Consider the following 21,441-nt stretch of genomic DNA (forward strand, 5'->3'; position numbering starts at 1 on the left):
GGTTGGAGATTATTTGTAACTTCTCGCTTTAACTTCGATATTGTCATAGATAAGATCTTCTTTATGCAGAACTTCTTGTTTGATATCATCACCCTGATATTCCCAAGCTCCTACATATTTGAAGTTCACGTCATCTCTTTCTGCTTCACCTTCCGGGGTAGCATGATCTTCTCTGAAATGCCCACCACAAGATTCATTTCTGTGTAATGCATCAATAGCCATTAATTGTCCAAGTTCAATAAAGTCTGCCACTCTGAATGCTTTTTCAAGTTCAGTGTTCATTCCTTCAACATCTCCCGGAACTTTTACGTTTTTCCAGAAATCATTTTTCACTTCTTCAATTTCTCTGATTGCTTCTCTTAACCCTTCAGGAGTTCTTCCCATTCCTACTTTGTTCCACATAATGTGTCCTAATTGCTTATGGAAGTGGTCTACAGAATGAGTTCCTTTATTATTTAAGAAGAAATCTATTTTTTCTTTAATTCCTTTTTCAGCCTCGTCAAACGCTGGTGTAGTGGTAGGAATCGCACCTGTTCTGATATCTGCAGAAAGGTAATCTGCAATCGTATAAGGAAGTACGAAATATCCGTCTGCAAGACCTTGCATCAATGCAGAAGCTCCAAGTCTGTTGGCACCGTGATCTGAGAAGTTAGCTTCACCGATTACGAAACATCCAGGGATTGTAGACTGAAGGTTATAATCAACCCATACACCACCCATTGTGTAGTGAACTGCAGGATAAATCTTCATTGGAGTTTTGTAAGGATCATCAGCAGTAATCTTTTCGTACATTACAAATAGGTTACCATATTTTTCTTCAACCCAAGCTTTTCCTAGGTCGTAAATTTGCTGATCACTAGGGTTATGAATATGCTTTTCAATAGCAGCTTCTTTACCTTTTTTGATAATTTCTGTAGAGAAATCTAAGTAAACACCTTCTTTAGTATCATTATTTTCGATTCCGAAACCAGCATCACATCTTTCCTTACCCGCTCTAGACGCAACGTCACGAGGAACTAAGTTACCGAATGCAGGATATCTTCTTTCTAAATAGTAATCTCTATCTTCTTCTTTAATATTTTCAGGTCTTAATTTGCCTTCTCTGATGGCTACAGAATCTTCAATTTTCTTAGGAACCCAGATTCTTCCTGAGTTTCTTAATGATTCAGACATCAAGGTAAGCTTAGACTGCTGTGTTCCATGAACAGGAATACAAGTCGGGTGAATCTGTACGTAACAAGGGTTTGCAAAATATGCTCCTTTCTTGTGAATCTTCCAAGCTGCAGAAACGTTTGAACCCATTGCGTTTGTAGAAAGGAAATATACGTTTCCGTATCCTCCTGAAGCAATGACTACAGCGTGAGCAGAATGTCTTTCAATTTCACCTGTCACAAGGTTTCTTGCAATAATTCCTCTTGCTTTTCCGTCAACAATAACAAGATCTAACATCTCATGACGGTTGTACATTTTAATTCTTCCTTTACCGATTTGGCGGCTCATTGAAGAATATGCACCTAATAATAACTGCTGCCCTGTTTGTCCTTTTGCGTAGAAAGTTCTTTTTACCTGAACTCCACCAAATGAACGGTTATCTAACTGACCGCCGTAATCTCTACCAAAGGGAACTCCCTGAGAAACACACTGGTCAATAATATTTGCAGAAACTTCAGCTAATCTGTAAACGTTAGCCTCTCTTGCTCTATAGTCACCACCTTTAATGGTATCATAGAATAATCTGTAGGTAGAGTCACCGTCTCCCTGGTAATTCTTAGCTGCGTTGATCCCTCCCTGAGCTGCAATTGAGTGCGCTCTTCTAGGAGAATCCTGGTAGCAGAATGCTTTTACATTATATCCCTGCTCAGCTAAAGTAGCTGCAGCAGAACCTCCTGCCAAACCTGTACCTACAACAATAATATCAATCTTATCTCTGTTGTTTGGTGCAACAAGGTTCATATGATCTTTATGATTTTTCCACTTGTCTTTAAGAGGACCCGCTGGAATTCTTGAATCTAATTTACTCATACTAGTATATTGATATTATTGAGTTATAAAATGATAAACCGCCACGATGATAAATCCTGCTGGAATAAGGATAGAATACCATGTTCCGAAAGCCTTAATCACGGGCGTATATTTTGGGTGTCTTGCTCCGATAGACTGGAATGAAGACTGGAATCCATGAGCTAAGTGTAAGCCCAATAGCACAAAAGAGATCACGTATAAAGCAACTCTCCATAAGTCTGCGAACTTCTCATGAAGCTCTGGCCAGAAACGTTCTGAATCAGGAGCTATTCCTTCAACATACTTATAGTTGATTTCATGTAGCCAGAAATCATATAAGTGAAGCGCTAAGAAAGCTAAAATAACAGCCCCCGAAATAATCATATTTCTGGACATCCATGAAGAATTCACTGATGCGTTGTTTGCTGCATACTTTACTGGACGCGCTTTATTATTCTTGATCTCCAATACAAATCCCATCGCAAAATGGAAAATTACTGCAAAACCAAGAATAGGCTGCATTAAGAACTGCACAAAAGGATTATAGCCCATAAACTCAGATGCTGTATTGAATGCATCCCTGTTTAGAACTGATAACAAATTGGTCGTCAAATGCAGTATAAGAAAAATCAGCAAAAATAGAGCTGATAATGCCATCGCATATTTTCTACCTATCGTAGAACTCGTTAAACCTGCCATATAAGTTTAAATTTGAATTTCCCACAAAATTAAGAAATGTTAACAATATCAAAAAGTGAGAAATCTCACAATTAGTCAGTTTGTAATCTTTCTAAATAAGAGCTTAATAGGTTATAAATAAAGAAAAAACCAAAAAACCAAAAATCATCATTCCATATCATACACCTGATCTCCAAAAACTATTTTTTTAGTTGAAAAAGGAATCGCCCTTATTTCAAAATGATGTATTCTTCTGGATGAACAATAGGGGTCTACTATAAATTGTAAAACCTTTTTCCTGTCTGCTTTATGCGGAATCCAAAAGCGAACCTTATTTCTTGTCTTTATAGAGATGACTGTACGCTTACTAAAGGAATGAATAATCACCTCTTCCTTCTGATTTTCAACAATATTACATCCGGTCCTTATCATTAGAAATGCTAAAACGGAGATTATCAAATTCATGGAATTTCTAAGGTTTAATTTTAAAATCACAGCCCGTAACAAATATACTACAACTGATACAGACAATACTTCAATCAGATTCATAGGAATGTTTTTAATGAGTACTGCATCTAACCCGGCAAACCAGTGAATAATCTTAAGAAGGAACTGGATCATATAATCATAAACTATATCAATAAAGCTGAAATCCATACCAAAAGCGATAAGAAGTGTCATCAAAAATGAAAACACAATAATCACTTCAGAAAAAGGAACAATTGCAAAATTGGCGATGACTGATACAAAAGAAAACTGATGGAAATAATATAACACCAACGGAAGCGTTGCCAACTGGGCAGATACTGAAATGGTTATGGTATTAAAGATCAGTTTCTTTAAATAATTATCGGCGGGGGGAAAGTATTTCAAAAGAGGTTGATTCAACCAGAAAATTCCTAATACAGCAACAAAACTAAGCTGAAATCCCACATCAAAAAGCTGTTGGGTATCCGGAATCAGAATAATAAATGCAGACAAAGCCAATGAGTGCAGTAAATCCGGTTTCCGCTGCAGTAAAACAAAAATAAAATATACACTCAGCATAATACAGGACCTCAACACAGAGTTTCCAAATCCAATAAATCCGGCAAACAACCAAATAAAAACCAAACTTGAAATAATGGCATATTTCCTGAATTGTAATGGGATGAAACGAACCATTAAAAAATAAAAAAGTCCGAAAATAATGACAATATGGGTTCCGGAAATTGCTAACAGATGAACCAGCCCCGATCTATTGAAATCCTGTACAGTAACGGCATCCATTTCAGTTCTGTCTGCCAGAATAATTCCTTTCAAAAATTCTCTGCTGCTTCCTGACATCCCGGTTTTATCAATTTTCTTCAGAACATTGAGTCTATACTGCCTGATCTTATCGGTAAAGTTTATATCATCACGTTCTGCAGAGAAAACTGTATTTGAAATATACACCTGATATCCAATATTTTTCCGTTTCAGATACTGCGCATAATTGAATTGAAAATTATATTGAGGCTGCTTAGGCTGTGTGATGTAAGATTCTGCTTTGTAGTAATGTTTAAAATCTAATTCGCCATGGTCTCTCGGAATATAAAAAACTGCATTAAAACTCATATTCCCAGATTGGGCTATCCCTTCATATTTTTTATATTTTTCTGCTGAATTTAATTTCTGGGAGATTTTAAAAACAATGACTTCTTTATTATTAACAGTTATATCAGCATTTTGAGAAAAAACAGTACAGAAATGAAGTAAGATGCCTATTCCAAAGAACAGTACTCCAAGAAGAGCCACCCTGATTTTATACAGCACATAGGTATTGAAGAATAGGGAAAGTAAAATTCCAAAATTGATAGCTGCAATCCCATACATCCATACTTTTCCCAATAAAAATTTATCCTGGAAAAAAATTCCAAGAATAAAACATAGTATCAGGATCAGTAGTGGTTCTCTATTCAATGACAGTTAATTATATCACCAATATAGGAAATTAAAGATTCGCTTATTATCACTGTAATTACTAAATAAAACACCCTGTAATCTTTAAAGAGATTAACAGGGCGCTTATTTTTTTGCTATAAAATTGTATTTATATAAAAAGTTTTACTTTCGATTTAAAAACTTATCTGTGAGACGCTGGTTTCTTTGATATAGAACCAGGGATCTTTTCCATAATCTTCATAGATAAAACTTTTGTTTTTCTTAGAAACGGCAGGTTCTATCCGGGTACCCTCATACCATTCGCTAAACAAAGTAATTCCAATCAATTCAGGATTCAATTTAGTGGCTGCATCAAACATTCTTTCATATAATATCTGCCGTTATCTCGGTTTTTGAAATCAGCCTCATTCCAGAGTCTGATCAGCCCAAGCCAATGCAAGGGATAAAAATAAGATGATGGTCTGTACATATTGAGCCATCCCCCCTAATTAGAGGTTCTACTTCCAAAAACAAAACCTTAATTGACAAAATAAGTATAAAACCATCAAATCCGGATTAAAATTTCCGGAGATTCGTCTCAGACCTTTAAAATCACCTCAGCAGCATGATCACTGGCTCCCTTACCACCAAGCTTTTCTCTCAAAAGGCTGTAGTCATTCAGGACCTGTTCTCTTTTTCCTCCTTCTAAAATTTTATTGAGTTCATCTACCAGAGTCTTAGTATTCAAATCATTCTGGATAAGTTCTTTTACAACTTCCCTATCCATGATAAGATTCACTAACGAAATATAATTGATATTTTTTACGAGTCTTTTGGCAATCGCATAAGAAATGGTGCTTCCACGGTAGCAAACGACTTCAGGGATATTCAGCAGAGCAGTTTCTAAAGTGGCTGTTCCGGAAGTAACCAAAGCAGCTTTTGAACATCTAAGCAGATCATATGTTCTGTTGGAAACAAAATGTACATTGTCATCCACATACTTCTGGTAGAATTCTTTAGGAAGACTTGGCGCTCCTGCAATCACAAATTGATAATTTTTAAAATGAGGTCTTACGGAAAGCATGACTTCAAGCATTTTCTCTACTTCCTGTTTTCTGGATCCCGGTAAAAGTGCAATAATTTCTTTTTCGTTCAGCCCGTTCTCTTTTTTAAAACCATCAATATTGATTTCTTTTAAATCAGAAATAGCATCAAGCAACGGATGCCCTACAAAGTGTGAATGAACACCATGTTTTCTGTAAAATTCTTCCTCAAACGGAAGGATAACCATCATTTCATCCACATACTTTTTGATGGTCTCTACTCTACCTTCTTTCCATGCCCATAGTTGTGGTGAAATGTAATAGATCACCTTAATTCCCAATTCTTTGGCAAACTTAGCAATCCTCAGATTGAATCCCGGATAATCTACCAGAATTAAAACATCAGGCTTGTTGTTCTGGATATCTTGTTTGCAGAATTTAATATTATTTAAAATAGTTCTGAGATTCATGACCACTTCCAGAAATCCCATAAAGGCCAGATCCCGGTAATGTTTTACCAGTGTTCCGCCCTGAGCTTTCATCAGATCACCACCCCAAAACCTAAACTCTGCACCAGAGTCCTTTTGTTTAAGGGATTTCATCAAATTGCTTCCATGAAGATCACCGGAAGCTTCTCCTGCAATAATGTAATATTTCATTTCCTCCGAAATCTTTATTTGTTTTAATAACCGTCAAAAACAGCCTGTTACTTTGCATCATGGGCAGTTTCTATGGTAAGGATAGAGAACAAATTAAGAGGTATATTGATCTTAATTTGTAAATTTGTTCAAAGATAATGATAAAAATGTCAGAAGAATTTGAAATCAGAAATAAAGTTGCCGAAAGCGGCCTTGTAAATTTTGACCTTACCACTTTACTTCCAAAAGGGGAAAGAAAGGGTATTGATCTTAAAGACTTCCTTTTTCAGGAGATGATCCTGAAGGAAAAAGATTTCCGCGAAAAAGTAGAGGTCATCAACACTGAAGAATATAAAGATTCCTATATCTATATCTACAACTCCGTAGATACTATTATTCCGCTTTGGGCTTATTTTGTACTCACTGCTAAGCTTACCGATGTGGCCAAAAAGATCGTATTCGGAAACCGCGAGGACCTGGAAGTTATTCTGATGCACAATGCTATACAGACCTATGATTTTGAAGATATGAGAGGAAAGAGGGTTCTTGTAAAAGGATGTTCGGATAAAGAAATTCCTGAAAATGCTTATATAGAGCTAGTGGAACAGCTAAAACCTCTGGTAAAGTCTCTGATGTTTGGAGAGGCCTGCTCTAATGTTCCCATTATAAAGAACTAAGAATGAAGCAATATCTATCGGCAGCAGCCCTGTTCTTTATTTTTTTAGCAATTTATTATATTGGGAGTTTTACTAAAATTCCTTTTGCTGATTGTGTAGGGTTTGTCCTGTCTGTAGAAAAAGGTGAGTTTGAAACTGCCGCTACTGCAACTTCCCATTTTTTATATACCAATACAGCGATCTTTATTAAAAACCTGACAGGTCTTCATCCTATTGAGGCCAGCCGTCTTTTGGTAGTAGCTTCAGGTGCTTTCACTGTTTCTATTATATATCTTATTGTAAAAACCATCACAAAAACACAATGGACAGCCATTACAGCTGCGTTTGTCTTTGGATTCAGTTTTTCTTTCTGGAGAAATGCTGAAATTGTAGAAGTATATACCTACAATTCTTTATGGGTAAGTCTTTTCTTCCTTTCTATGGTAAAGGTCTTTATTGAAAAGAAAAATATTCACATTATACTGAGCAGCCTATTCCTGGGAATTGCTCTCTGGGTGCATATTCAGAATATTTTACTGATTCCTGCTCTCTTACTTTTCTTATTTTACTTCAGACAGGAAAAGAGGTATGCCAGCTTTTCGGTTATACTTTTTGCTTTATTGTTTTCATCCCTGTTTATTCTTAATATGTCGCAGGGACTGCCATTTAAGGCCTTCTACTCTTCCGATCAGGGAACATGGGTGGAGGATTCTCTGAAACAGACTCCGGTGCAGCTGGTAAAAGATTTTTTCCAGTCATTTATATACCTCATCTATAATTTCAATATTTTTATATTTTTCGGAATAGCAGGAATGGGACTTTTGTATAAAGCCAACCGACAGATGTTTACTGTTTTCTTTGTAGCAGCATTATTGGTTTACGGGTTTGCCACTTTCTATCTTGTTTCTGATAATTATGTATTTTTTCTTCCGTTCAATATCATTTTTGCGCTGTCTATCGGATACGGACTATCTTCTGTTAAATATGTTTCATTTAAAAAGTTTTCGTGGGTTTGCCTGCTGATTCCTTTAGGTTATATTTCTGCTTATAATGTGGTCTTACTTACAGAAAAAGGTAGAGAAGCTGATGCTTTCAAAAAATATAAAGGCGGAATGAATTATTATCTGCTTCCCTGGATGAATGATAATGTAGGGATTCTGGAATTCACTGTTGACAATAAAGTAGCTCCTGAACCTATTAACTGGATGACTGTGAGCGCAAAGGAATATATCAAAGTATTGAAAAATAAAGGATATACTGAAGAAGAGATCCGAAAACTTTAACAATAATTATGAATCCGGGGTATTTTGGGAGGCATATTTTTTGATAACTTTGAGTCAATTAATACATTAACAAACACAAACAATGAGCTTAATCGACCTACTTACAGGGAACACCAGCAACCAGGTTGCTGAACAGGCTGAAAACAAATTCGGAATCAATAGAAACCAGGTAATTGCTTTACTAGCAGTAGCAACTCCTCTTATCATTTCTTACCTTAGAAATAAATCTCAGGATGCAAAGGAAGCTGAAGCTTTAAACAGTGCTTTGGACAAAGATCATAATGGCAGTATCTTAAATGATCCTTCACAAGTAGAATCCAGACAGGCTGAAGGCGGATCTATTCTTGACCATATTTTCGGTGGACAAAAGAGCACCGTGGAAAATCAATTATCACAAAATACGGGAATCTCTATAGACAAGATAGGACCAATCCTTGCGATGCTAGCTCCAGTTGTAATGGGGTATATCGGCCAGCAAAAACAACAAAGCAATGTGGGAGCAGGAGGTTTAGGAGATCTTTTGGGAGGAATCTTAGGAAATGCTTCTAATCAGGCTCAGGCTCAACAATCAAGTCCTTTAAATGATATTCTTGGAAGTGTTTTGGGTGGCGGACAATCTCAGTCATCAGGAAACCCTTTGAATGATATTTTAGGAAGTGTACTTGGCGGTGGTGGAAACCAGCAGCAACAAGGCGGTGGCGGATTAGGAAGTATTCTTGGTAATATTTTTGGAAAATAATTAATTTAATTTGTCATAAAAAAGACCGGAGAGAGATCTTCGGTCTTTTTGCTTTTTGTTACTTCTTAGGTTTTTCTTCGGTTGCTGTAAAGGATTTTGAAGCTTTTCTAGGTCTTCTTTTTCCGTAGTTTCCGGCATGAATTTTACCTCTTCTTGATTTATTGTCTCCTTTTCCCATAGTAATAAAGTATTTGTTGTTGTTACGAATTTAGGAAATACTTGATTAATATCCAATTATGTTAACGATTAAAGCCTTTTAAGAAAGGAAGATGGAGGTTGGAAGATAGAAGTTCTACCAGCAGTAATTTGATATACCATGATAAAGCTACTACAATAAAAGATGATAATCCGGGCTTTAACCTTCACAAACACCCATCTTCCATCTTCCATCTTCCCATTTCCTTTCTCTTACACCTTAACTGTCTTCCACTTTCCTTTTTTAAACAGAATAAAAGCAACCACAGTAATCAATCCCTCAGCTGCAGGGATTGAAATGAATACTCCTTTCGGACCCATCTCCAGATGCTTGGAAAGAAAATAAGCTGAAGGAATCTGAAACAGCCAGAATCCAAAAAGATTCACCCATGTTGGAGTCCACGTATCTCCTGCCCCGTTAAAAGCATTGATCATTACCATCCCGATTCCATAAAAAATAAAGCCTATACTCATAATGTGGAGTGCATTTGTAGCAAAATCTTTAATCTCTATCTGCTGAGTAAAGAAACTCACTAAGAAATCCCCGAACAAAACAAATATTAAGCTAACAATCACCATAAAGATGACATTATATTTCACTGTTTTCATCACAGACTGCTCTGCTCGCAACATTTCATTTGCCCCCATATTCTGTCCTACCAATGTGGATGCTGCATTACTCAGGCCCCAGGCCGGAAGCATAAAGAACATCATTAATCTTAAAGCTGTCTGATAACCGGCTGAGGCATTTTCACCTCCTGTAGTCGCTACCAGTTCTGCCAAAAAGATCCAGCTGCACGATGCAATCACAAACTGGAAAATTCCGGGAGTAGCAATTTTTATAATGGATTTAATTAGATCATAATGCGGTTTAAAGTAAGAAAGCTTAATACGGATTTGGGTATCTGCCACCAAAAGATGATACAGCTGATAAACTACCCCGATACTTCTTCCAATGGTAGTCGCCAATGCTGCTCCGGTAAGACCCATTGCCGGAATAGGGCCAAACCCTTTAATCAGGACCGGACAAAGAATAATGTTGGCAATATTGGCAATCCATAAACTTTTCATAGCAATCATCGCATTTCCCGCTCCTCTAAAGATTCCATTGATCAGAAACAGAAGCATTATGATGGTACTGCTTCCCATCATAATTCTCGTAAAGTCTTTTCCATAAGCTGCAGCTTCCGGTCTTGAGCCCATCAATATCAGAATTTCTTCAGCATAGATGACCCCGAATACACTTAAAACAAGTGTTATCACAAATGAAACCAGCAATACCTGTGCTGCACTTCTGGAAGCCTGTTCAGGATTTTTCTCCCCAATTCTTCTTGCTACCATAGCAGTTGCTGCCATACTCATTCCAATGGCAATAGAATACATCACAGAAAGTACAGATTCTGTAAGACCAACTGTCTGAATAGCAAACCCACTTTCTTTCAGATGCCCCACAAAATAAAGGTCAACCAATGCAAATACTGACTCCATCGCCATTTCCAACATCATAGGTATAGCCAGAAGTAACACAGCACTTCTGATATTTACCTTCGTAAAATCGGTCTCTTCTCCGCTAAAGGCTTTTTTAATAAAGTCAATATATTTTGTCATAAGTCTTCTTTGTTTGAATTACAAAAATATTCATTCAAAAACAATTATAGATTAGCATAGGAAAAGTTTTTCAACTTATAACCACTATTTAACAGTAATTTTTGGTTTACTAATCTTAAGAGTTAATATTATTCCATCTCTTACAAAACAACAAATATTTATACATTGACTGTAAAAAATAAAACTCATTGCATAAAAAAGTAAAAATTATAAAAGCTCCCTGAATAAAGATTAATCAGAAGGTTTCGCTTATTAAACCTGTAAAAATCTTATATTTGCACACTAAAAAAACATCCATGAAAACAAATTATCTTTTTTATGCATTGATATGCATAGTGAGTGTTGGAAAAATTAAAGCTGCCGATCTATATGTTCGTGATTTGGGAGCAGGAGGAGCTTATTCTACAATATCGGCAGCCATAACTGCTGCCAGTGATGGTGATCGTATCATTATCAAACCTAAAATAGGTAATGTACCTTATTTGGAGAATCTTTCCATCAATAAATCTCTTACTTTCACTTCTGAGAATAATTTTAGCAAATATTATGTACAAGGTACTATTTCTGTTGTGCCAGGAGCAGGCAGAGTGGTAAATATTCACAATATGTATGCTTTTCAAAGCGGCATTAATGCTACTTCAACCATTATTACCGGAGGAAGATGTACTATTAATATTGTAAATTCTATAGCTGATAAAAATCTTGATTTGGATGTTAAAAACGTAACGGCAAATATTTACGGAAGTACTTTCACCAATTTAGATTTTATGCATGGAAAGATTATGGGTAATACCTGCTCTTATATTTATTTACAAAAAGAGTCTGCTCCATCAGTAACTTCTGCTATTTATATTGCAGGCAATAAAATTTCAACAATTATTGGTTATTCAAGTTATCCGGTAAATATTTTGAATAACGAATTAGAAAGCTCTATAACGATGCAGGATATGTTATCCGGATCTACAAATATCATTCAACATAACCTTATAAAAATTGGTAGTATCACTGCTAATAGTGATAACCCATGTATCGTAATTGTAGAAAATAATATTATTAATCCCGGTTCTACTAATCATGAAATTTTTTCCAATGTGACTCCAACGGTAATTGCATCCTATAATTTATCTACTTCTGCTTTTACTACATATAATGTAGATATTCAAAATAATAATATTAGCAGTGGCTCTTATACTTTGGATTTAGCAAACTTTACATCTTCAGGAGATATTGTAAATGCAGGACGTCCTGAAGAAGAATATCAGGATCTGGATTTAACAAGAAGTGACATTGGTCCTTTAGGAGGTTCAAACTCATGGGCTAACTATTGGCCAACCAATGCAGGAAATAAACCAAGAGTAATGTTCTTAAATACTCCAAGAAGAGTTTATCTAGGTACAAGTTCTATTCAGGCAGAAGCAACAGGAATATCCAAATAATAAAAATATGAAAACAATGAACAAAAAAATACTCACAGGTATTTTTTCATTATTTGTATTTTTATTTCAGGCACAAATAAATGTAAATAATGCAGAATACTATTGGGATACCGATCCGGGTGAAGGAAATGCAATAGCTCTAGCACCTGCAGATGGTAATTTTGATAGCGCCATTGAAAATATTCTTCAAAACACATCATCTTTTCCTTCTGCTAATGGATTTCATACTTTTGCAATCCGATTTAAGGACAGCCAGGGAAACTGGGGACCTGTTTTTAAAAATATAGTTCATACTGGAAGCATTCCTGTAACAGAAGTTGGCATCCTTACCAACGGAGAATATTTCTGGGATATTGATCCCGGTGAAGGAAATGCAATAGCCTTAACGGCTGTAGATGGTAATTTTAATAATGCCATTGAAGATATTCTACAAAACAACATTGCAATTCCTCAATCTGCAGGTTTTCATGTTTTTCATGTAAGAGTAAAAGATGATCAAGGTATTTGGGGACCTGTTTTTAAAAATGTTGTTCATACCGGAACCCCTTCCACAGAAGCAGTAAGCCTTACCAACGGAGAATACTTCTGGGACATCGATCCGGGTGAAGGAAATGCAATAGCTTTAGCAGCCTTAGACAGTAATTTTGATAATATTGTTGAAGATATTCTACAAAACAATATTCCCATTGCACAGCCTACCGGCTTCCATATCTTTAATGTAAGAGTAAAAGATAATCTGGGAATATGGGGACCTGTTTTTCAGAATGTTGTTTATATTGAAACCTCAGGTTTAGGAACAAAAGAAGTCAAATTATCTAAAAATATAGTTTGTTATCCAAATCCTGCAGATGACATTATACGCTTCAACGCTACTGGTAAAATAAATATTTACTCTACTGAAGGAAGATTAGTTCTTTCTAAAGATAATGCGGACGGGAGCAAAGGGATAAATATATCATCACTTGTCAAAGGAAATTATATTCTAACGATAGAAAATAAGGAAGGAAAATTCTCTTCTAAATTCATCAAGAAATAAGATCATTCAAAACAAATGTGGATAATTTTATAAAAAATTTCAACAAAAAATATTTTAAAACTTCCTTAGGGAAGTTTTTTTGTTTTAAAAACCTGCAAAAATCTTATCTTTGCAAACGTAAAAAAAAGGTTCTAAGCTAAACCTTAAACATTGAACTTTAAACAAATAATTATGTTTCGATCACACACCAACGGGGAGCTATCTCTGAAAAATCTGAATGAAGAAGTTACACTATCCGGATGGGTACAGACTATCCGTGATAAAGGATTTATGATTTGGGTAGATCTTCGAGATCGTTACGGAATTACCCAGCTGGTACTTGACCAGGAGCGTTCTTCTGCACAACTGATGGAAGAGGCTAAAAAACTAGGCCGTGAATTCGTAATTCAGGCAACCGGAAAAGTTATTGAGAGAGTAAGTAAAAATCCTAATATTCCTACAGGAGAAATTGAAATCTTAGTTGAAAAACTAACGATACTGAATGATTCTCAACTTCCACCTTTCACTATCGAAGATGAAACTGATGGTGGAGAGGAATTAAGAATGAAATACCGTTACCTGGATATCAGAAGAAATCCGGTAAAAGATAAATTGATCTTCCGTCATAAAATGGCTCAGAAGGTAAGAAATTACTTATCTGATGAAGGTTTCATCGAAGTAGAAACTCCTGTTTTAATTAAATCTACTCCGGAAGGAGCAAGAGACTTCGTTGTGCCAAGCAGAATGAACCCAGGGCAGTTTTATGCATTACCACAGTCTCCACAGACCTTCAAACAGCTTTTGATGGTAGGTGGAATGGATAAATATTTCCAGATTGTAAAATGTTTCCGTGATGAGGATTTAAGAGCAGACAGACAGCCGGAATTTACACAAATCGACTGTGAAATGGCTTTTGTAGAGCAGGAAGATGTAATGAATGTATTTGAAGGAATGACTAAAACCCTTATCAAAGATATTACAGGTCAGGAATTCGGGGATTTCCCAAGAATGACATTCGCAGAAGCAATGCAGAAATACGGAAATGATAAACCGGACATCCGTTTCGGAATGGAATTCGTAGAACTTAACGAGCTTGTAAAAGGAAAAGACTTTAAAATATTTGATGAGGCAGAACTTGTTGTCGGAATCAATGTAGAAGGATGTGCAGACTATACAAGAAAGCAGATTGATGAGCTTGTGGATTGGGTTAAACGTCCACAAATCGGAGCTTCAGGAATGGTTTGGGCTAAATTCCAGAATGACGGAGTGAAAACCTCATCAGTAAACAAATTCTACAACGAGGAAGATCTAGCGAAGATCATTGAAAAATTCGGAGCAAAAGAAGGTGACTTAATGTTGATTCTTTCCGGAAATGAAAATAAGGTAAGAGCTCAGCTTTCTGCATTGAGAATGGAACTTGGAAACCGTTTAGGATTAAGAAAAGGAAATGTATTTGCACCTCTTTGGGTTGTTGATTTCCCTCTGTTGGAATGGGATGAAGACTCTGAAAGATACCATGCAATGCACCACCCTTTCACGTCTCCAAAACCAGAAGATATCCATTTATTGGAAACAGATCCTGGTAAAGCAAGAGCCAACGCTTATGATATGGTTCTTAACGGAAATGAAATCGGAGGCGGATCTATCAGAATTTTCGACAGAGATCTTCAGTCTAAAATGTTTGACCTGCTAGGGTTCTCAAAAGAAGAAGCAGAAGCTCAGTTTGGATTCCTGATGAACGCATTTAAATATGGAGCACCGCCACACGGTGGTTTAGCATTCGGATTTGACCGTTTGGTAGCAATCCTGGATGGAAATGAAGTGATCAGGGATTATATTGCATTCCCTAAGAACAACTCCGGACGTGATGTAATGATCGATGCACCGGCTTCCATTGCTGATGCACAGCTCGATGAACTAGAGTTAAAATTAAATTTAAAAGCATAAATTTAAAGCGGGGTATTTGCCCCGCTTTTTTATTATGAAAAAACTAATTCCATTTATTTTATTATTCTTTTTAAATCAATACAATTGTCAATATGCTGAAGGAGCATATTCTAAAAGTAGAATCTACAATTTAGTCAAACAATTACAGAAAGGTAATAAAAAAGCTTTTAATGAGCTTACTCCTTATTTCGATAGTGACAAATTACTTTCCGAAAATTTAGGTTATCATTATTTGGAGACGACAGAACAGTCTTTTGCTCACAGAGCTCTTACTGAGAATTTCATATACCCTGACAATGAATTACAATCAGAGAATATTAAAAACTCTAAAGACTTTATCCGTTTCTTAGCCATTAATAACGATAAAATAAAATATTATCCAGAAGTAGAAGCATTTTATATCACTCCAATTAATCAGAGAAAAGAATTCATTGAATTTCGAGAATTACCTGAAGTTAAACTACAGAAAATAAAAAGCAGATACACTGAAATACTAAGTAAAAACTGGATCAAAGAAAAAGGGATCGACTTATTAATTAAAAAGAATAACCCTATAGTCTTTTTAAAAATATGTGAAGAGTTTTATCGGCAAAGGGATAAGTTTAATAATTACAATCGAAACAAAGGAGATTTTCATGATTTATTAAGAATATTAATAGGTAAAGACATTGGATCTGCAGACCAAAATGGCAATATAACCTGGGATACTGAGGATATGAATTTTGATAATACTGCAACGCTTAACTTATTTGTTTTTTTCTCTAAAAACTATAAAAATTTCAAATGGAACAGTTCTAAAAACTATTTTGAAAATCATTCATTACAAGTAAAAGATACTGAACCATTAAGCAATCTAATAGAAGATCTTTATAGTGAAAATGATTCTATAGCTATACAATCATACATTATTCTTTCCCAAAGCGACCCTATCCGGGTAGGAAAACTATGTGATGAAAAAGAAAAAAACAGTTTAGACCGTCCCAATTCCATTACGCCATTATTTCCCTTCAGATTTCTGAAACAACTTTCGTTATTCACAAATTATTGCAGGCAAAATACAATTGATTATCTTGGTTCTGATGAACTCACTTCTCAAATTGAAAGATTAAAATCTGAACTGACATTCAATGAAAGAAGAAAACTTGAAGATCAGTTAATCAAAAACTTAACATTCGAAGATATCACCTCATTGGAATACTGGTCTCTCATTCATGAAAAAGAAGTAAAATTAGGAGAATCTACAGCCAGAATATTAGATATTTATTATACTAAAAACTGGCCTACCATTTTAAACAATCCTAATTTATTAAAATGGTACTTAAAAAAATCTATTTTATTTAGCCGGATTGGCATCAATGGAAGCCTTAATTATTATCTTATAAAATTCACAGGCAACGGTTCTGCAACAATTAAGATTCTTGATCTGATGAAATCTGATGATCCTGATATAAGCCTTCAGGTTGAAAAAGCAAAGAAAATATGTTTAAACACATTTGAATTTCCAATTGATAATTTAAAAATCAGTGAAGCTAACTTCAACAGTAAAAGAATAAATATCGAACAAGAAATTGAGACACTCAGATCCAAAAGTATAAAGCAGAATGATTTTGAATATAATATATTATCTCTATCAGCGAAAATTGGTTATAGTCAAATTCCTGAAGCCATTAAAAACTTCAAAAAATTAAAATTTGACGAAAAGAGCTATCGTTCCCCATATTCTTTCCTTGAAAGAGATTATGGTTTTTTTATGATTAAGAATTGGAAATCCCAGGAAGTACAGGATCAGTTTCTATCGATTTATAATTCTCATACAGAAGAACAATTATATCAATATTATTTGGATAAGGCCAAAATTGATTATAAAAATAAGGAGGCAATTATTGATTATGATAAGATCTTTGAGATTTTAAAATTTAACATTGGAATCCCTTTTACAGGAAGTTCACTGCAGGAAAATGAAGTAGGGTCTATCATTAAACTGTTAGAATTAGAGTTAAAAACAAACTTAAACTACCCTGACAAACTTTGTAATTCAGCAGGAATATACATTTGTCCACCTACAGACAGAGCGTGGGAATGGCAAAGATATTTGATAGACAACAATTTTTTAAAAGCCCAACATTCCGATATTGTTTCCTTCCACTATGGTTACTATCTGGATAAAGTTCTGCCATATCAATCAAAAGATTAATCTTTTCCTTCACAGAGCATTCAATACATAATCTCATAATCAATATGCTTTTTTAGGATCTATAAATTTAAATTTATGAAAAAACTAAGCTTATTTCTTTTACTTATATTACTACTTTCTTCCTGCAATTCCTTTGATAAAAAAGATTTATTAGGTGAATGGACTATTGAGGAAAAAAAAAATCAAGATGACCAGCCACCAGTACCTTTTCAACGTGATCCACAGATTATTGTTTTTAATAATGATGGCACTTACATCTACAAAAATGGAATGTTCAATTTTGATCGAGATTCTATACGCTATTATGGAGAAAAGACTCAATTTAAGATAAAAGGTGATTCGTTGCTTATTTTTAACCCTGCAACAAAAAAGTTTGATTCACAAAAAATTGTGGAACTAAGCAAGAATAAGATTGTTTTAGAAACTAAGAAAAAAACTTTAACAACTTTAATTCCATTTAAAAGCAAAACTTACGATAACCTGAACCCACAAATTGATAAAATTATTGTTTCAAAATCATTGTGTTTTGGTACCTGTCCCTCCAATTCTACGGTTATAGACAATAAAGGCAATTTTTTATTCTATGGAGACTTATACAATCTTAAGAATGGATTTTTCAGTTCTAAAATTTCCTCCCATATTACAAAAGAGATTTTTGATGAAATGAAATATATTGATTTCTATTCTTTAAAACCGATGTATTCAACATATATAACAGATCAGGCTTCTTCAACCATTACTTTTATATCAAAAGGAAAGATTATAAAAACAGTACATGATTATGGAGAACAGTCCGCTTTTGAATTAAGAAGGCTGATCAGAAACATCAGCTATCTTTATCAGCGTATTCCATTACAGTCCCTTATTACTGATCCTGTATTGGTTTACGATTTCAATTCCGGTACAAAGGCTGTTGATTTACAGGAATCTGAAACATTCTATTTATTCAGTGAGTTATTAAAAGCAAAAACAATCAGTCAATATTCCGGAAATCTTCCTTTTACTGGAAAATATCTCCTTCCTGTTCCTACCAATGAAGATTATAAAAAGTTCTACTTATATGAACGCAACATCAATACTGATGGTAAAATATTTAAAATCCAATTAGAAGATAAAACGTTCAAAACAGTTGATTTGGGCTATAATTTCTTTGATAAAAATTATTTGATCAGATTTAAGAACGACAGTGTAAGAGCCCGTTAAAAAAAGGAGCATACATTTTAGATTAATGAAAGAAAAACGAAAACTCAAAATTTGGGAAATCCCTATTACCATTGCCGGATTAATTGGGCTATTCATGTTCATTCATGGGATCGGTGGAAAAATAAAAGGAACAAACAGAACAGAATCTTTTAAAGTTGAATACTTTATCGGTGGAATTTCTATTCTGGCTCTTGTCTATTTTTTTATTTTTACACAAGGCAGCGATGAAGAGGAAGAAGGTTTTTCTTTAAAGAACTTCAACAGAAATCTTATCGTTGATGACATTAAAAGATATCATATTTCTGGTACAATAGACTTAAGTACAGCCATAATAGAAAGCTTCATTTTTGGAGTGGGAAAAACCCAGAATGATTATGTGAATATTTTTTATAATAAAAATGATATTGAATTTGTAAAGACCAAAATGACCGTTGAATATATCAATGGTGATTCTCCATTACTTCTTACAGCCTATACCAATATTGATACAATAGTTTTAAAGGATATTATTCAGCAACAACCTTCCACTACAGTGTATTTTGATAAGTATATCCCAAGTGATTATTATATTGACTTAAGCTTCCTACAGAGCTGGGAAATACAAAATAAAAGCGGGAAATAATCCCGCTTTATCTTTATAAAACCTTATTTCATTTTTAACATCTCTTCTCTTCCCGGCCCTATAGAAAGGTATGTTACCGGAACACCCACTTCTTGCTCCAAAAATGAAAGGAAGTTCATCAGTTCCTCCGGAAGTACAGAAGGATCTTTAATCACAGAGAAATCAGCATTCCAGCCCTCCAGCCATTTAAATATAGGCTTGGCATTTTCAGGAAGAGTTCCGGCCGTAGCTTCAACAGATCCGTCTTCCAGTTCATAATGGGTACAGACTGCTACTGATTTTAATCCGCTTAAAACATCTGCTTTAGTCAGAACCAATTGGGTAATGCCATTGATCATTACTGCATATCTTAACGCGGGAAGATCCAGCCAGCCTGTTCTTCTCGGGCGTCCAGTATTCGAGCCAAATTCATTACCTTTTATCCTGATTTCTTCTCCCATTTCATCAAAAAGCTCTGTTGGAAATATTCCGTTTCCTACTCTTGTACAGTATGCTTTGGCAATACCATAGATCTCACCTATCTTTTTCGGGGAAATCCCCAGTCCGCTGCAAGCTCCTGATGCAATGGTGGAAGAAGAGGTTACATAAGGATAAGTTCCATGATCTATATCTAACAATGTTGCCTGAGATCCTTCTCCCAATATTGTTTTTCCTTCGATCAAGGCTTTATTCAGGAACAGTTCGGTTTCTGTGCAGTTGAATTGTTTTAAAAACTCTACAGCTTCGAAAAATTCTTTGCTAATCTCTTCCAAAGGTGGAAGAAGCATATCCTTCCCTGTCATAAAGCTGTAATCTCTCTCTAAAATATGTTGTACTCTCTCCTGAAAATCCGGAGCATACATATCCCCGATTCTCACGTTTTGTCTTAAAATTTTATTTGAATAGGCCTGAGCAATTCCGTTCTTTGTTGTTCCAATAGTTGTGTAAGCAGGGTTTTCTTCCATGAAAACATCCATCAGCCTGTAAGTAGGCAATACAAAATGAGCCTTTTTAGAAATAATCAGATTGTTCTCTGGCTGAAGCATTTCGTCAAATTTCTTTAAATTAAGAATTTCATTTTTAAAACTTACGGGATCAAGAACAGTTCCCGTTCCGATAACATTCTGTACTCCCTGCATAAAAATTCCTGAAGGAATCATTTTAAGAGTAATTCTTTTCCCATTTCTTTCGATACTGTGCCCAGCATTTGAACCGCCGTTGAAACGGGCAGCAATATCATAATTTTCACTGATAAGGTCAATAAACTTTCCTTTTCCTTCATCTCCCCATTGAAGTCCTAATACAATGTCCATATAATTATTTTTTTATGGAACAAAGCTATGACAGTTTGAAAAAGAGACCATTGTCATTTGGCAAAAACGGTTTTTATCAATATAGAGTACAAATATTTATGAATCCGAAATCGGGATTTAACTTCATCTTTACTTTTGTTATAGGTTTTGGCGAAAGCCAATGGAATTTTTATAAAATGAGAGAACGGGCTAAAGTCCGTTCCTATTGAATTTATAATCCGTATGTATATTTAGGTAAAAAATAAGAAGATCAGAGACATTGTATTTTGATCTTTACCTTATATTTTACTATAAAAAGACTTCATTACTCATTGATAGTTCTCCTAATTCTGCTCAACGATGAAGGTGTCACTCCAAGATAAGAGGCCAGCATAGATTGCGGAACCCGGTTGGCAAGTCCCGGATAATGAGTAAGGAAATGTATATATCGGGATTTCGCATCCTGGTTGAGCATAATGCTTGCAACCTTAAGTTTGTTTTCTGCAACAAACCCATGAATTCTGGCAAATAACACGGGCCATATTGCAATCTTTTCCTCTAATATTTTAAAATGGTTAAGATCTATAACAAGTAAAACAGCATCTGTAATGGCTTCTATATATTCATGAGCAGGAAGCTGATCGGTAAATCCTTGAAAATCTCCAATAAACCGGCCCTCATAAATAAAATAACGGGTAAAATCATCTCCTTCTTTGTTGTAATAGAGAGAACGGAATACACCTTGCTTTACAAAGGCAATCTTTTGGCTTACTTTTCCAGCCTCTACAAAAATTTCACCTTTCTTCACCAAAGTTTCCTGAATTCCTTCTCCAATCAGAAATTCATCCTGAGCATTCAGTAATCCAAATTTTTTGATGTAGCTAAAAAGTTCTTCCATATTATTGTATCCACAGATTGTGGAAATATAAAGGTATAAAAGTAACCCATAAAAACAATTGTCATTTGACAAAAAGCTTCATCACACATACCACACAACTCCCCATCGGCAT

General features: G+C 35.0%; 18 protein-coding genes. 9 read left to right on the forward strand and 9 right to left on the reverse strand.

The annotated features are described in order from the left end of the window. Positions 1 to 9: 9 nt before the first annotated feature. The 5 genes from WH267_RS19225 to lpxB form a co-directional block, all read right to left on the reverse strand. Entirely contained in the window at positions 10 to 2,022 is a 2,013-nt protein-coding gene (locus tag WH267_RS19225; protein ID WP_123320891.1) for a fumarate reductase/succinate dehydrogenase flavoprotein subunit, read from the reverse strand. A 15-nt stretch (positions 2,023 to 2,037) separates the two neighbouring features. Then, positions 2,038 to 2,700, reverse strand: a complete 663-nt coding sequence (locus WH267_RS19230) for a succinate dehydrogenase cytochrome b subunit (protein WP_115970464.1) — start codon at positions 2,698 to 2,700, stop codon at positions 2,038 to 2,040. A gap of 147 nt (positions 2,701 to 2,847) precedes the next feature. Beyond that, positions 2,848 to 4,620, reverse strand: coding sequence for a ComEC/Rec2 family competence protein (locus tag WH267_RS19235; protein ID WP_340010338.1), 1,773 nt, complete (start codon positions 4,618 to 4,620; stop codon positions 2,848 to 2,850). A gap of 155 nt (positions 4,621 to 4,775) precedes the next feature. Then, positions 4,776 to 4,961 (reverse strand): hypothetical protein, encoded by a 186-nt coding sequence (locus tag WH267_RS19240; RefSeq protein ID WP_123320893.1) that lies wholly within the window; start codon positions 4,959 to 4,961, stop codon positions 4,776 to 4,778. A 218-nt stretch (positions 4,962 to 5,179) separates the two neighbouring features. Further along, positions 5,180 to 6,283, reverse strand: a complete 1,104-nt coding sequence (lpxB, locus tag WH267_RS19245; RefSeq protein ID WP_340010340.1) for a lipid-A-disaccharide synthase — start codon at positions 6,281 to 6,283, stop codon at positions 5,180 to 5,182. 146 nt (positions 6,284 to 6,429) lie between these two features. On the opposite strand from lpxB, the gene WH267_RS19250 reads away from it, so the two are divergent. From WH267_RS19250 to WH267_RS19260, 3 genes are all read left to right on the forward strand, one after another. Further along, the gene (locus WH267_RS19250; RefSeq protein WP_115970468.1) at positions 6,430 to 6,939 is read left to right on the forward strand and encodes a DUF2480 family protein; all 510 of its coding nucleotides are present in this window, start codon (positions 6,430 to 6,432) and stop codon (positions 6,937 to 6,939) included. A 2-nt stretch (positions 6,940 to 6,941) separates the two neighbouring features. Further along, positions 6,942 to 8,201: a protein O-mannosyl-transferase family gene (locus WH267_RS19255; RefSeq protein WP_340010342.1), complete on the forward strand. Its 1,260-nt coding sequence runs from the start codon at positions 6,942 to 6,944 to the stop codon at positions 8,199 to 8,201. 82 nt (positions 8,202 to 8,283) lie between these two features. Further along, positions 8,284 to 8,940 (forward strand): DUF937 domain-containing protein, encoded by a 657-nt coding sequence (locus tag WH267_RS19260; RefSeq protein ID WP_340010343.1) that lies wholly within the window; start codon positions 8,284 to 8,286, stop codon positions 8,938 to 8,940. Positions 8,941 to 8,998: 58 nt separating this feature from the next. Here WH267_RS19260 and WH267_RS19265 read toward each other — a convergent pair whose 3' ends face one another. Then, the gene (locus WH267_RS19265; protein WP_115970471.1) at positions 8,999 to 9,118 is read right to left on the reverse strand and encodes a 30S ribosomal protein THX; all 120 of its coding nucleotides are present in this window, start codon (positions 9,116 to 9,118) and stop codon (positions 8,999 to 9,001) included. A gap of 230 nt (positions 9,119 to 9,348) precedes the next feature. After that, positions 9,349 to 10,743 carry an MATE family efflux transporter gene (locus WH267_RS19270; RefSeq protein WP_340010344.1) on the reverse strand — a complete coding sequence of 465 codons (1,395 nt, stop codon included), beginning with the start codon at positions 10,741 to 10,743 and terminating at the stop codon, positions 9,349 to 9,351. A 296-nt stretch (positions 10,744 to 11,039) separates the two neighbouring features. Here WH267_RS19270 and WH267_RS19275 point away from each other — a divergent pair, with 296 nt between their 5' ends. The 6 genes from WH267_RS19275 to WH267_RS19300 all read left to right on the forward strand — a co-directional run bounded on the left by WH267_RS19275 (position 11,040) and on the right by WH267_RS19300 (position 19,160). Next, positions 11,040 to 12,179, forward strand: a complete 1,140-nt coding sequence (locus WH267_RS19275) for a hypothetical protein (RefSeq protein WP_340010346.1) — start codon at positions 11,040 to 11,042, stop codon at positions 12,177 to 12,179. Between the two features lie 16 nt (positions 12,180 to 12,195). Beyond that, entirely contained in the window at positions 12,196 to 13,215 is a 1,020-nt protein-coding gene (locus WH267_RS19280) for a T9SS type A sorting domain-containing protein (protein WP_340010348.1), read from the forward strand. Positions 13,216 to 13,386: 171 nt separating this feature from the next. Further along, positions 13,387 to 15,141: an aspartate--tRNA ligase gene (gene aspS, locus WH267_RS19285; RefSeq protein ID WP_340010350.1), complete on the forward strand. Its 1,755-nt coding sequence runs from the start codon at positions 13,387 to 13,389 to the stop codon at positions 15,139 to 15,141. 34 nt (positions 15,142 to 15,175) lie between these two features. Continuing rightward, a complete protein-coding gene (locus WH267_RS19290) occupies positions 15,176 to 17,335 on the forward strand; it encodes a hypothetical protein (RefSeq protein ID WP_340010352.1) in 2,160 nt (719 codons plus the stop codon). Between the two features lie 75 nt (positions 17,336 to 17,410). Beyond that, positions 17,411 to 18,538 carry a DUF6438 domain-containing protein gene (locus WH267_RS19295; protein WP_340010354.1) on the forward strand — a complete coding sequence of 376 codons (1,128 nt, stop codon included), beginning with the start codon at positions 17,411 to 17,413 and terminating at the stop codon, positions 18,536 to 18,538. Between the two features lie 25 nt (positions 18,539 to 18,563). After that, positions 18,564 to 19,160, forward strand: coding sequence for a hypothetical protein (locus WH267_RS19300; protein WP_340010356.1), 597 nt, complete (start codon positions 18,564 to 18,566; stop codon positions 19,158 to 19,160). Positions 19,161 to 19,183: 23 nt separating this feature from the next. On the opposite strand, the gene WH267_RS19305 is transcribed toward WH267_RS19300, so the two are convergent. Then, the gene (locus WH267_RS19305; protein ID WP_340010357.1) at positions 19,184 to 20,452 is read right to left on the reverse strand and encodes an adenylosuccinate synthase; all 1,269 of its coding nucleotides are present in this window, start codon (positions 20,450 to 20,452) and stop codon (positions 19,184 to 19,186) included. Between the two features lie 304 nt (positions 20,453 to 20,756). Further along, the gene (locus WH267_RS19310; RefSeq protein ID WP_123320903.1) at positions 20,757 to 21,329 is read right to left on the reverse strand and encodes a Crp/Fnr family transcriptional regulator; all 573 of its coding nucleotides are present in this window, start codon (positions 21,327 to 21,329) and stop codon (positions 20,757 to 20,759) included. Between the last annotated feature and the right edge of the window lie 112 nt (positions 21,330 to 21,441).

It is taken from the genome of Chryseobacterium sp. MYb328 (genome assembly GCF_037572595.1).
GTDB classification, from domain to species: domain Bacteria; phylum Bacteroidota; class Bacteroidia; order Flavobacteriales; family Weeksellaceae; genus Chryseobacterium; species Chryseobacterium pennae.